Raw genomic sequence first — 12,366 nt, 5'->3', positions numbered from 1 at the left:
ACTCTATTACATATACAATGCTGCAAGGAATATACCTAATGTCTCTTCGTAGATGTCCTCGAATTGGCTAAGTGGAAGAGGATTTGTACCACTACCCAACTCAACGGTAAAGCCAGGTCTACGCCAATCCTGGATAAACCAATCCTTATAACCTGCATAACTGCCTGCTGAATTGATAGGCTCGTAGCCACTAACCCGGCTAAACTCATTAACTAGGATTTCTGACTCTGGTGGTTCGAGATTCTCAAAACCCCAATAAATAACTTTACCTTGTGTATGAAACGCAAGAACTCTGGCAAAATCGCGCTTCTTTGTCAAGTCAGCCATAGCAATAGCCTCTGGCTCGGACAAAGGTCGTTGTCCTCCAAAATCTCTTGGTCCAGGTGTACTCGGATTTCGTGCACTTTCAAGCTCCCATTTAGCAGGGAACTGGTCGTTCAAATCGACACCATGTATATTGGCCTTCCAACCAGAGAAATCAGTGCTACCGTTATTCCAAGTAAGAAGTTGATTTCTTAATACTTCGTCATTAGGTGGTCCTTGTAATACTAAATCGACACCATCGGGATTGACCATCGGAACGATAGAAAGGATTGTTTGCTGGTAAAGTGGGAGTGAAGATAAACCGCGAATAGTACTTTGATTGGTGAGAGAGAGTAGATAGTCGTTTATAAAAGTTAAAATAATCGGAGTTGTAATCCATTCATTCGCATGAAAGGAGCCGTTATAATGTACACGCTTAGTTCCGTTTCCGATTAGAAGCTCTGGAATTTCATACTGTAAAACAGAATGTCCCATCGTGGAGCTTTGCAGAAATGGATAAGCATCGAGTAGTTTTTTGATATCATTCATCATGGTAGTATAAGTATAATTTTGTTTACCATTGACGAGCCTCCATGTGATTCGTTGCGGAATGCGAATTGTCTGTCCAATTTGTAATTGATTTGGATTAAGACCAGGATTGACAAGCAAGATGGCTACTAATGGTAGATTTCTGCTTTGGGCTATTTGCCAAAAGGTATCTCCTAGCTTTATTTGATAATTGACTGTTACAAACCCCGGAATTCGGATGCGTTGTCCAACCTTTAAAAATGAAGGTTTAATATTTCGGTTCGAATCTATAATTAGTTGACGAGGTATTTTAAACACTTCACTAAAATGCCAAAGAGAATCTCCTGGTCTTACGTAAATATCCACATTGTTCTCTCCTTAATATCAATTATGCCTCAGCAAAATTTGCCAATATTAAATATATATGAAAAGAATATGGGACTTATTCTGTTTGCATTAGTGCAGATTATTTATGAATGTATTTCAACTATATTATTATACAAAACATTGGGGAATAACGATATTTTGATCAATTTGAGGGAATATCTTAAACGTTTTTAGTAGGTGATAAAAATATATGAATGAGTAAAGAGCCAACAAGAAAGAGTCAGCTCTCAAAACTATATTTCTCTTCAAATTTTAGCCTTTTTAAAGCCACTATAAATATCAAATGCATTTGCGATGATGGCAATAGCAATGCTTACGAATAATATTCGGTCTATAGCAAACAAAATCTTAGCAGAGGTCGTTTCCGTAATTGCCGCGATATAAGGTACAGCGGGACTGTGTATGAGATCAGGGTGAATAGCCATGAGGATAAAAACAATGATCCCTGTGCATTGAAGAAGTGCATTACCTACGGCGATTAACATTGTCCATTGACCAGCCTTCAATTTCCATAATGTTAAAGCTACACTTAAAGCGATACAAAATAAAACGATTGGAGCGAAGGACAGTAAGACATCTTGATTGAATATAGGCATAACAAATTTTAAGCCACCTTTATTGTGAGACGTATAGATGCCTAAAAGGCGATTAGCATTGAAATAGACAAAGGCGAAAATAGCAATGCCTAAGAAACTGAAAATATTATCATTCAGTGAAATATTTTTTTCTTTAGGGATGATTTTAACTTTTGCTAAATCATCAGGTGTCCATGTTGGATGATATTTTATAAGGGGGATTCGAATATTATTTCCTCCAGATCGTTCAATGACAATGAAAGCAACTGTAATCCAGAACAGTACGTAGATGATTACTGAAATAATATTAGCGATAGTTATAGAAATCGTTTTAATAATAGCAGACAGGAGAGCACCTTCTCCGCTATAAAGCACAATACTTTCTATCATCTGTACAATAACTGTAATAATAATCGCCCAAGGAACAACTAATTTTATTGTCCTAATATAAGTATCAAACACTTTTGGACCGATTAAAAATCGTGGTGTTTCTTGGTAGCTTGCTGCGACTTCTACAGGATTTCCAAGCTTTTTAAGAACTTCCTTTATATCTGATTCTGAATAATCTTCAGGTAACATATCTTCAATTGTAGATTTTAGTTCTAGGCTGGTTTTATCACGCTTATCTTTGCTTATCCTTCTAGTTACTTCATGAATATATGCATCAATCAGATTCACTCTTTCCGTCTCCCTTCAATAATTCATGCAGTCCATTCCTTTTTTGGTTGAGCCATATGTGTGCTCAACACATTGTATTTCTAAGATTTATCTTTAGTTGTATCCCACTTTTATGCCCTAATCAACGAGCCAACGAGAATAGTGTACTCAGTTCATTGTTACTGCCGACTTGCTCAAGACGCTGAATAAGGGTATAGCAACTAAACGGTGTATGCAAAACAATATGCACTTATGTTCCACCTCGTAATTCATTTTGTTTATACATCTAATAAGGAGCTCACCTTAATCACCTCAGGGTTTAATACTGTCAACAGACAGTATTATTTGCGTGTGGTAATATATGTTATTATCAAGGGCTGAAATTAATGTGAAAAAAATTATGAAAAGAGCGTGCCTTACATAAATTTAGTGTAGGATGGGGATGTATATGAAACTCGTTGAAAAATTATTGAAGGAAGAAGATTTTATACATTTTGTTGATATTGTGGTGGGGGCTTATCCAGGAAGGATGGGCAGTTTACAGCCAACAAAAGAGCAGCTAAAGGCACTCTTTATACACAATCAAAACAATGATGCATCCCTTCATTAGTATGGGCTATGGGAAGATAGCAAACTAGTTGCGGGTATGCGACTCCATGATTTTGAAATGAACCTTAATTTCCTTCATAAACAAGAAAAGATAGCCTGAGAATAAATAGCTTATTGTAATAAAGCAATTTCACCGTATAAAGCTATTGTTCTTTTTTCATAAAAAGTGATGAGCGAACAGGTCGTTCCAGCGGCGTAATGTTAATAATAAAATAGCTTATAATTAATATTAAAATAATAAGTGAATAAATTAAGGTGTTGATGGGATGGTCATGTTCTACGATAATTAATCGAATCATGGCCGTAATCCCTATATATATAAAGTACCGTAGTGGAAAATGATAATTCTCTTTAAAATATTTAATAATCATAGTGATAAATTCAAAATACAAAAAGAAAATAAGAATATTAGCGAGAAAAAGTTTATAGTCTCCGCCATCGTTGTTGAATATTAAAATTTTAAGGAATTGGATGAGTTCTTTGCAAAGTAAGAAGGATAAAATGAGCGCTAAAAGTACAAGACAAACATTTAGAAACAATTGTAAAGATTGCGGTACAGCCTTTATTAATTGTAAATAAGTCGAGTTCTTTTGATTCATCGAATTCCTCCAATCTTGTAAATCGTCCTAAGTGAATATGAAAAACTAAATAGAGAACACAAGTCATATGGTTGATCGTCATCCTTTTATGGTTTGAATATAACATTTTATCGTAAATGTAGTAGTGCTTATTTGTAAAGTTTTGGTATATATTCATGAAAGAAAGTTTTCAAAATAAATTAGCGGTATGCTAAAATAGATGTGCATGAATATAAAATTTAAAAGGGGTTTTTAAAATGGCTAAAGCAGCAAAAGCAGATGCAAAAATTACACCAGAGCGTTTAGAAGAAGCATTAAACGTACGTGATCGTCTTGTTATCGAATTACTAGTACAAGTTCTAGATGAAAAGCTTGTAATTGAACGTCCAGTATTACGTGAGCGTGTAGCAAACCTTGTAGACCTTTCTGATCATGATGCAGAATTAAAAGAAACAATCCACGCTGTTATTAATAAGCTATAATTTTAAGGGAAATGCTACGCTTAATTGGTAGCATTTTTTCTTTTGTTAAAAAGGTACATATTGAATACATTCATACTTATAAAAATATAACGATCCCTTATAATTGGCTGTAAACCTATTTTATAAGGGATCTTAAATTTTTGGTAAAGTAGTACATCACGTAAAACGATCGACTAAATTATGCATGCGCTCGGCTTCTGTGTGTAGCTCTACCGAAGAGTGCATAATAGATGTGACTGCTGACTTTTGTTCATCAATCGAAGCATTAATTTGTTCAGTGGCTGCTGCTGATTGTGTCGCCACGCTAGCTATTTCATTAATGGCATTAATAACGATTAAACGATTTTCATCCATTTCATGCATACCTTGATCGAGGGAAACAAGGTGCTCTGTAATATCTTGTATAGAATCTACTAATATAGTAAATGCATGTTTTACTTCGTTAATCGAAATAGCCTGTCCCTGCGAAAGCTGGAGCGTGTGCATCATCTTTGAATCTGAATTGGCTGCATCTATTTCGATACGCTTTAATAAGTTCCTCACGCGGTTAGTAGCTTCATTTGTATCCTCCGATAAATTACGTACTTCTTCTGCTACTACAGCAAAGCCTTTCCCATGTTCCCCTGCACGTGCGGCTTCAATACTTGCATTTAAAGCTAGAAGATTAGTCTGTTCAGAAATGGACGTGATTGTTTGTACTACATGATGAATTTCTTCCATTTGGCCGGTTAAACTTGAGAAATTTGCTCTCAGCTCTTCGATGACATTCGTAAATTCATTCGAGTTTTGCTGTAATACTTCTATTTTTTGTCTGCCGTTTTCCTGAGATGTATGAATAGCATTCATATTTTCAGTAATATCTTCGTATTTTTCAGTTGCATTTGAGATGAGTGACGACAATTCTTCAACCATACTACTCGCCATTTCGGCTTCTTCAGCTTGAATAACGGCCCCTTTAGATATTTCTGTAATGGCTTGATGAATTTCATCTGCTGAAGCAGTCGTTTCTTCTGTAATGGCGCTAAGCATTTCTGAAGAAACTCTCATTTGAGTGGCACTTTCTTTCGTATTATGAACCATTTCATGTAAGCTATGTTTCATATTATTAACATTGCTAGCGAGTACTCCTAATTCATCTTTTGTCGTAATCGGGATGTCTTCACCAGTTAATTTTCCTTTTGCAATATCTGAAGTCATCACCATAATTCGGCGTATGTATGAAGTCATCTTACCTGAGAAGAACCAATATAGTGTTACACCAATGATTGTTGCAAAAGCAGTCATAGCAAGTGAGTAGTAAAGGATCTTTTTAGTGCCTGCATTAAAATCCATTTCATAGGTACCAGCAGCTATAATCCATCCCCAATGCTTGTCCTTGGCTACATAGGTAATTTTAGGAGCCACTACATCAGGGTTTGAAGGTAACGCCCAATCATATCGGACATATCCACCGTCTGCATTTGCCTCATCGATCATTTCGCGTACAAAATAACGACCGTCACTGGTTTGTAAGTCGGAGATATTTTGTCCTTCAAGAGATGGGTGAGTTTCCACTGTTCCGTCATCTTTAAATGCATAAAAGTAGAAGTTTTCACCGTATTTAACAGGGTTATCAATGGATCTTTTATTATCTTTAAGTTTATGGCCAACTATCTGTGTTCGGGCGCGTTCCTGGGCTTCTTCTAGCGTAAGTTTCCCTTGTTGAACCTCCTCATCCAATTGAGCAATTAATTCAATAATGCCTAATGTACCATTTCTAAGACTTTGTCGACCGACCTCATCAATTTCATTTTTTGCCAAAAAGTAATTGACTGCTCCGACCAGTGCTGTGGGAATCAAAATGACAATAATAGCTAGAAGGACAAGTTTGTTGCGGACTGATGATTTGATCATAGGCAAAACCTCCGTTCTTTCTTGCTTACAAGAGTATTGTAAACTTACTAATAGTTTAATTATAATATAAAATTTTCTAATAAAATAGAAAATTCTGAAAACAAACAGAGGATATGTCCAGTTTTTTAATGGTCTGGTTGTAGTTGGTTAGAGGTAGAAATACACCGAATGGGAGAAGATGAACATGCTCGGGAAGCATGAAGAAGTGATCGGGTGAGAGTCGGAACCACTCGGGCACCTCAAAGAATTGCTCCGCCAAGAGCCAAAATTGCCCTGATTCCCTGAAGAAACTGACCACCAACACTCGATACTCTCGACCCTATATAACACCCCAAATTGCTAGTGGAAAAGCGGAATCAATTAAATAAAACCCAAACAAGAAGTTACGTCATTCTTGTTTGGGTTTCCCTAGTTTTTAGTATACTTTATCTCCATTAAAAATAGAGTTTTTTACAATTACATAATCTACATTTCGAATGGACTCTAGTTTATTGCCACCTGCATAAGAAATAGATGATTGAAGGTCTTGCTGCATTTCAACTAAAGTATCTTTGATGCTGCCTTTATGTTCAACATACATCTTTTTACCTTCAACATTTTTACGTTCGCCTTTTTGGAATTCAGAAGCAGATCCGAAGTATTCCTTCACAGTTTTACCGTCGACTTCGATTGTATTGCCAGGTGACTCTTCATGGCCTGCAAATAATGATCCAATCATCACCATTGAAGCACCAAAGCGAACAGATTTTGCAATATCACCATGTGTTCGAATACCACCATCAGCGATAATTGGCTTCGTTGCAGCTTTTGCACACCAGCGTAGTGCAGCTAGCTGCCAACCACCTGTACCAAAACCAGTTTTGATTTTAGTAATACATACTTTACCTGGTCCAATACCAACTTTTGTTGCATCGGCACCAGCGTTTTCAAGTTCACGTACTGCTTCAGGTGTACCCACATTACCAGCAATAACAAAGCTATTTGGTAAATGTTTTTTGATATGTTGAATCATACGAATGACAGCATTTGAATGACCATGTGCAATATCGATAGTAATAAAATCTGGCACTAAATTTGCAGCTGCTAATTCTTCAATAAATGCGTATTCTTCATCTTTTACACCAACGCTAATTGATGAGATTAATCCACGGCCTTGCAGATCTTTGATGAAATCGATACGTGTCTCAGGCTTAAAACGGTGCATGATATAAAAGTAACCGTTTTCAGCAAACTTCACAGCAAGACTTTCATCGATAATTGTTTGCATGTTTGCCGGTACAACAGGAAGTTTGAATGTATGACCGCCTAAAGTTACTGAAGTATCACATTCTGAGCGACTTTCTACAATACATTTTGCGGGAATTAGTTGAATATCTTCATAGTCAAATACGTTATCCATTATAAACACTCCTAAAATACGAATATTTTTTAATTTTTAATTTAAATCGTTCGTCATTTGGTAATTTACATTATTTTCGAGTAAATGTCAAAGTTTTTATCTAAATAAATAAAAAAATAGCAGGAAAGAACAGGAATTAAGCGAAACATAAAGATATACCATTTTTCCGTTTTAGGGTTAAAAGTAGGATTAAGCGTATTGTTTAAAAAGCTAAAAGTATTAAGAAAAAATTTCACAACTTATGTAGGGGAAATAACTAATATTATGATTTTTTTCAAAAGAGGAAAAGTAGTTTTTTAGGCTCTTCACCAAAAGTTGCGGATGTCATTTGTTAAAACGCATGCCATGTGAATAAGTTGATTGAAGTGGAGACTAGGCGACTCCTTGGGGATAAGCGATAGAGGAACGAAGGCTAAAACCATCCCATCCTGTGATAACGCCTTCGTGACCAACATCCTGTTGCCCCGACGCCCCCAGGAAAGCGCCCAGCCGGAACGGAAATCAACCACACGTTATGGTGATGAGCCGTTTTTTGATCGGTTTATCTAAGATTTGTATTATTATTTGTTATCCATGTAAAATAGAATTGTTTCGAAAAATGACAAAGGGAGTGTTGGAAATGGCAGTAGAGGTTTACTTAATTTTAAATGGAAATTGTCGAGAGGCTGTATCTTTTTATGAGAAAGTTTTTAATACGAACAAACCTGAAATTATGACATTTGGAGATTCACCACAAAATCCAAGTTATCAATTACCGGAGGAAGCAAAAGATCTTGTGATGCATACGCGACTTTCGATTTTTGGCAGCACTGTAATGTTCTCTGATACATTTCCAGGCAACCCATTCACGATTGGAAACAATATTACGTTAGCCGTAGTCTCAGACGACGAGGCTGAGATGCGAAAAGCTTTTGACGGTCTTAAAGAAGGTGGCAAGGTTAAAATGGAGCTTCAAGAAACGTTTTGGAGTAAATGTTATGGCTCACTTACTGATAAATTCGGTATCGAATGGCAGTTTAGTTATGAGGAAAATAAATAAAGTTAATATTGAAGCACGATGTTAGGGAAATCTCCATTAACATCGTGCTTTTCTTTTTAGTATTTAAAACGATTCACATAGCTTTGTAATTCATCAGCCATATCGAGAAGTACTTTTGCGGCCGTAGCCATTTCCTGCATCGAGTTTAATGTTTGTTCAGTTGAAGCGGCAACTTCCTCTGACGCGGCTGCATTTAATTTAGCATGATCAGTTAGCTCGATAGCAGTTGCAGAAACTTCTTCGACTACTGCTGACATCTCCTGAGCAGATGCAGATATATCCTCCATTTTCGGGGCAATATCGTGTAGACTCTTAATAATGTTTGCAAATTTTTTGCTTGCATCTTCTGTTAGCTGCAAACCATCCTGGACATCTGTTGAAGCCTTAATCATTGTTTGAACAGATTTAGCCGTTTCTTGCTGAATGCCAGTAATGAGTGCAGAAATTTGCTCTGCTGATTGATGGGATTGCTCTGCTAACTTACGCACTTCATCAGCGACTACTGCAAAGCCTTTCCCATGCTCTCCAGCTCGCGCTGCCTCAATAGCAGCATTAAGGGCAAGCAGATTTGTTTGATCTGAAATAGCACTAATAATTTCTAAAATAGAACCAATTTCTTTTGTTCGATCATAAAGGGATTTAATCATCGTATCTGATTGTGTCACAGATTCATGAATAGAAATCATTTGATTAACAGTTTGTTTGACTGCTTGGCCGCCTTCTTCGGCCAAGTTTATAGCATGGCTAGATAAATCTGAAACCTGCATAGAACTATCAGCGACCTCGACGACTCCTTTTGCGATTTCCTCAATAGAAACAGCATTTTGGTCAATGCCTGTTGTTTGTTTTTCTGTACTGATAGCAACTTGTTGCATAGCGTTAGTAACTTGCTCTGAAGCAGCTATATTTTGTTCGGCATTCGCAGATAATCCATGCGCCGAAGTCTGTACGTGTTGGGAGCTTTGATCAACGTTACGAATAAGTTCTTTTAAGTTAGTCTTCATGGCGATAAAGGCTTCCCCAAGCTGTCCAATCTCGTCTTTAGTATGAATGTCAATAAACGCTGTTAAATCGCCCTCACTAATTTTTATAGCGCTTTGTTTAAGTCGATTGATCGGATTAACGATCGATTTTATCATGAATAGCATAAAAATAATGCCAACAATAATAGAAATAGCGATGATTAATAAGTTGATATTAAAGGTCGAAGCAGCGGCATTAGCAGCCTCGGCAGTAAACATTGTACCAACAACTTTCCAGCCTGTTAGCTTATTTGTAACAAATTGTAGCTGACGATCTTTTTCTATAATGCTACCGCTATCTTGTTCATAGATTTTAGTAATATAACTTTCTGTTGCTTCAGCACCACTTTCTTTATCTGGTTGGGCGATATAGATTTTATTGCTATCTAAAAGTGAAGCAAAGCCAGTTTCTCCAATGCGTATATCATTCGTGATGGTACTTAGTGTAGATATATTTAAATCTAACCCTATTACCCCAGAGCCATCTGGTAAAGCTTGAGTAATCGTAAGAACGATATCACCTGTAGTCTGTGTAATGTATGGAGCCGTAATAGATATTTGGTTTTTGCTATCTAAAGCATGCTTATACCAAGGTCTCGTACGAGGGTCAAACCCACTAGGGTATTTTTGAGCAGGCTCATCCAGTAGTCTGCCATCAGAAGTTCCGATATAAATCAGTTCCACCTCTGGATGCATGTTCATGTATTCGTGGAAAAGCGATTTAAGTTCTGTATTTTTGCCTTCTTGTAAATAAGATTGATTGAGCTTTTTTGAAAAATATTGAACGTCCTTCACTTTTGGCTCAATCGTGTTGGTAATATTCGTATTAAGCATGCGCACACTCTCGGTTGTGCTTGCTTGTTGTTCTTTCGAAATTTGCTTTCCAGCACTTTGGTAAGACACAATTCCAATTAACAGTGTTGGGATGAGAAGCATTGCTAAAAATGAAAAAATGAGCTTTTTCCTTAAACTTAGTTGTTTCACTTGAATTATCCTCACTATAATTTAGTATTTTATACTTTGTCTTATCACCGAAAATTGAGGATGTAATAACGCCTTTGTGACCAACCTCTTATTATCTTAAGAGACTCACCGGATAATAGACACCCTATGTTATGGTGAAAAGTATACACTTTGCCGATTAAGGTAAATAATAGACAACTAGGCTCATTTTATCAAAAATAAAATAAAAGTTAAGTACTTTGTAATAACTGTTCATTAATTGTAGATATCCTCAACTTATAATCAATTATACCTCGGCATAATTGTAACTGTCGCTTTGCTTTCGCTACAGATAAACAATGCGTCCGGAATCGGCTTTGTGCTTAGGCTAACATCCTTTATGAACTCCTTTCCGATTCTGTGACATCCGCTGAAAGAAGTTAAAACGATAACCGTTAGATATGACATATAAAGCTACATTTTGATGTATACTAATGCTCAAAAGAGGAGGGAATTGTTTCATGATTCGACAAATTGGACAGGTAATGTTATATGTAAATGATCAGGATACTGCCGTAAAGTTTTGGACAGAAAAAATTGGATTTGTAGTAGTTGCTGACCAGGAAGAGGGCGGAGTACGTTGGATTGAAATTGCTCCAACTAAAGAAGCTCAAACTACCTTAGTTCTTCACAATAAAGAAATCATTGCAAAAATGCAGCCGGAGTTAAATTTAGGAACACCTTCTATTATGTTTTATGCAGATCATATAGAAAATTTATATCAGGATTTTCAAGCAAAGGGCGTTAAAGTAGGAGATTTAGTAATGATGCCAATGGGTAGGGTTTTTAATTTTGCTGATCACGAAAATAATTATTTTGCATTAGTAGAGAAATAAACCTTGTCCTATCAGTAGAAAAAGCAAGTTCGAATCTGTCCGATTTCGATTGTTCTGTACGGAAATCGGGCAGATTTTTTCTAATAATTGCGTTGCAATTTACTGTAAATCTTCTCCAAAAATCCCTACAGTTTGACGGTCAACTTTAAATTCATGGCCATCCCATTTCAAAATATTTTCTACATAACCTAATCCATCGGCATGAAATCTTCCTGCTATAGCCTGATAAGCTAAAATCTCATATATTCCATCACGTTCATAGTCTACTGGGTATAATCCGCTGATTGGATCCACCCATCCTTCAATAGGCTGCTTTAGTGTACCGTCTTTATTATAAATTTCCGCTAAATAATCCGGACCCTTGTATTGTAAATCGATGATGTATTGCTTTTTTGGATTCATGCTTCGAACGGCTACTTTATATTGATTTTGGTAATTAACGCTGTACTTTAGTTTATTATTAAACGATTCTGCATCAAAAATTGAGCGTATTTTACCGTTTATTGAGGCAAATATTTCACCGTTGATAATACCTCCGCTACCTCCTGTGTCAGAAATGGCTAAAATATCTTCTAGATGATTGCCGGTAAAGTCACCTAAAAATATAGTTGGGTTATAGCCGACGCTTTGTTTTAACATTATTTTTTCGAATTGGTGCGATTGTCCGTAAAAAATAGCAAGCGTTAGGTTTTTCCACAAAGGGCTATCTGGAGTTTTAGTCCCCATCAAAAGAACAGTTTCAAGTAAGCCATCCCCATTAATATCTCCAAATTTCGTTTGAATAACCTGAGGGATTATAGGCGAAATAGCCATATTATTCAAAGATGGATTCATATTATTAGTCATACATGCACCTCTTTCTTTAGTTTTAGCATATGTTGTAAACGTGGCTTTGTGAAAAGAAGGCGTTTTAGTAATGAATATAAAACTTATAAAAAAACTTATAATTAACCCATTGACATTTTTAAATGCGAAAAGTATGATAAATGTCAACGAATCAGAAAATTCAGTACCAACCATCCTCTCTCTACTAAAAAGTGGGTAGAGATTTTTTTA

At 36.3% G+C, this 12,366-nt stretch carries 11 protein-coding genes; 4 read left to right on the top strand and 7 right to left on the bottom strand.

Going from position 1 to position 12,366, the window contains the following annotated elements:
• Window positions 1-6: 6 nt before the first annotated feature.
• A complete protein-coding gene (locus ACIQLB_RS13820; RefSeq protein ID WP_400726564.1) occupies window positions 7-1,197 on the bottom strand; it encodes a M14 family metallopeptidase in 1,191 nt (396 codons plus the stop codon).
• Window positions 1,198-1,463: 266 nt separating this feature from the next.
• Window positions 1,464-2,471, bottom strand: a complete 1,008-nt coding sequence (locus ACIQLB_RS13815) for an HAAS signaling domain-containing protein (RefSeq protein ID WP_400726561.1) — start codon at window positions 2,469-2,471, stop codon at window positions 1,464-1,466.
• Window positions 2,472-2,898: 427 nt separating this feature from the next.
• Between ACIQLB_RS13815 and ACIQLB_RS13810 the strand changes: the two genes are divergently transcribed.
• Window positions 2,899-3,060: a hypothetical protein gene (locus ACIQLB_RS13810; RefSeq protein WP_400726559.1), complete on the top strand. Its 162-nt coding sequence runs from the start codon at window positions 2,899-2,901 to the stop codon at window positions 3,058-3,060.
• A gap of 142 nt (window positions 3,061-3,202) precedes the next feature.
• Here ACIQLB_RS13810 and psiE read toward each other — a convergent pair whose 3' ends face one another.
• Window positions 3,203-3,658, bottom strand: coding sequence for a phosphate-starvation-inducible protein PsiE (psiE, locus tag ACIQLB_RS13805; protein ID WP_400726556.1), 456 nt, complete (start codon window positions 3,656-3,658; stop codon window positions 3,203-3,205).
• Between the two features lie 236 nt (window positions 3,659-3,894).
• Here psiE and ACIQLB_RS13800 point away from each other — a divergent pair, with 236 nt between their 5' ends.
• Window positions 3,895-4,119: a phosphate-starvation-inducible protein PsiE gene (locus tag ACIQLB_RS13800; RefSeq protein WP_400726553.1), complete on the top strand. Its 225-nt coding sequence runs from the start codon at window positions 3,895-3,897 to the stop codon at window positions 4,117-4,119.
• A 156-nt stretch (window positions 4,120-4,275) separates the two neighbouring features.
• Here the strand turns inward: ACIQLB_RS13800 and ACIQLB_RS13795 are convergent, their stop codons facing one another.
• Together ACIQLB_RS13795 and guaC are read right to left on the bottom strand one after the other, a co-directional pair.
• Window positions 4,276-6,012, bottom strand: coding sequence for a methyl-accepting chemotaxis protein (locus ACIQLB_RS13795; protein WP_400726550.1), 1,737 nt, complete (start codon window positions 6,010-6,012; stop codon window positions 4,276-4,278).
• A 415-nt stretch (window positions 6,013-6,427) separates the two neighbouring features.
• Window positions 6,428-7,411 (bottom strand): GMP reductase, encoded by a 984-nt coding sequence (gene guaC, locus ACIQLB_RS13790; RefSeq protein ID WP_400726547.1) that lies wholly within the window; start codon window positions 7,409-7,411, stop codon window positions 6,428-6,430.
• 619 nt (window positions 7,412-8,030) lie between these two features.
• On the opposite strand from guaC, the gene ACIQLB_RS13785 reads away from it, so the two are divergent.
• Window positions 8,031-8,450, top strand: a complete 420-nt coding sequence (locus ACIQLB_RS13785; RefSeq protein ID WP_400726544.1) for a VOC family protein — start codon at window positions 8,031-8,033, stop codon at window positions 8,448-8,450.
• 56 nt (window positions 8,451-8,506) lie between these two features.
• Here the strand turns inward: ACIQLB_RS13785 and ACIQLB_RS13780 are convergent, their stop codons facing one another.
• Complete coding sequence (locus ACIQLB_RS13780) at window positions 8,507-10,456, bottom strand: methyl-accepting chemotaxis protein (protein ID WP_400726541.1); 1,950 nt, start codon at window positions 10,454-10,456, stop codon at window positions 8,507-8,509.
• A gap of 479 nt (window positions 10,457-10,935) precedes the next feature.
• Here ACIQLB_RS13780 and ACIQLB_RS13775 point away from each other — a divergent pair, with 479 nt between their 5' ends.
• On the top strand, window positions 10,936-11,310 hold the full coding sequence (locus tag ACIQLB_RS13775; RefSeq protein ID WP_400726539.1) for a VOC family protein: 375 nt from the start codon (window positions 10,936-10,938) through the stop codon (window positions 11,308-11,310).
• Between the two features lie 99 nt (window positions 11,311-11,409).
• On the opposite strand, the gene ACIQLB_RS13770 is transcribed toward ACIQLB_RS13775, so the two are convergent.
• Complete coding sequence (locus ACIQLB_RS13770; protein ID WP_400726536.1) at window positions 11,410-12,156, bottom strand: hypothetical protein; 747 nt, start codon at window positions 12,154-12,156, stop codon at window positions 11,410-11,412.
• Window positions 12,157-12,366: the final 210 nt, after the last annotated feature.

Source organism: Lysinibacillus sp. NPDC092081, from assembly GCF_044755845.1.
GTDB lineage: Bacteria > Bacillota > Bacilli > Bacillales_A > Planococcaceae > Lysinibacillus.
Note: the sequence above shows the minus strand (reverse complement) of the source record. Positions and strands in the feature narration are given on the sequence as shown.

Bases quoted from the DNA above. Each gene is read 5' to 3' on its own strand.
- ACIQLB_RS13810 (WP_400726559.1), top strand. From the start codon at position 2,899: ATGAAACTCGTTGAAAAATTATTGAAGGAAGAAGATTTTATACATTTT.
- psiE (WP_400726556.1), bottom strand. From the start codon at position 3,658: ATGAATCAAAAGAACTCGACTTATTTACAATTAATAAAGGCTGTACCG.
- ACIQLB_RS13800 (WP_400726553.1), top strand. From the start codon at position 3,895: ATGGCTAAAGCAGCAAAAGCAGATGCAAAAATTACACCAGAGCGTTTA.
- ACIQLB_RS13795 (WP_400726550.1), bottom strand. From the start codon at position 6,012: ATGATCAAATCATCAGTCCGCAACAAACTTGTCCTTCTAGCTATTATT.
- guaC (WP_400726547.1), bottom strand. From the start codon at position 7,411: ATGGATAACGTATTTGACTATGAAGATATTCAACTAATTCCCGCAAAA.
- ACIQLB_RS13785 (WP_400726544.1), top strand. From the start codon at position 8,031: ATGGCAGTAGAGGTTTACTTAATTTTAAATGGAAATTGTCGAGAGGCT.
- ACIQLB_RS13775 (WP_400726539.1), top strand. From the start codon at position 10,936: ATGATTCGACAAATTGGACAGGTAATGTTATATGTAAATGATCAGGAT.
- ACIQLB_RS13770 (WP_400726536.1), bottom strand. From the start codon at position 12,156: ATGACTAATAATATGAATCCATCTTTGAATAATATGGCTATTTCGCCT.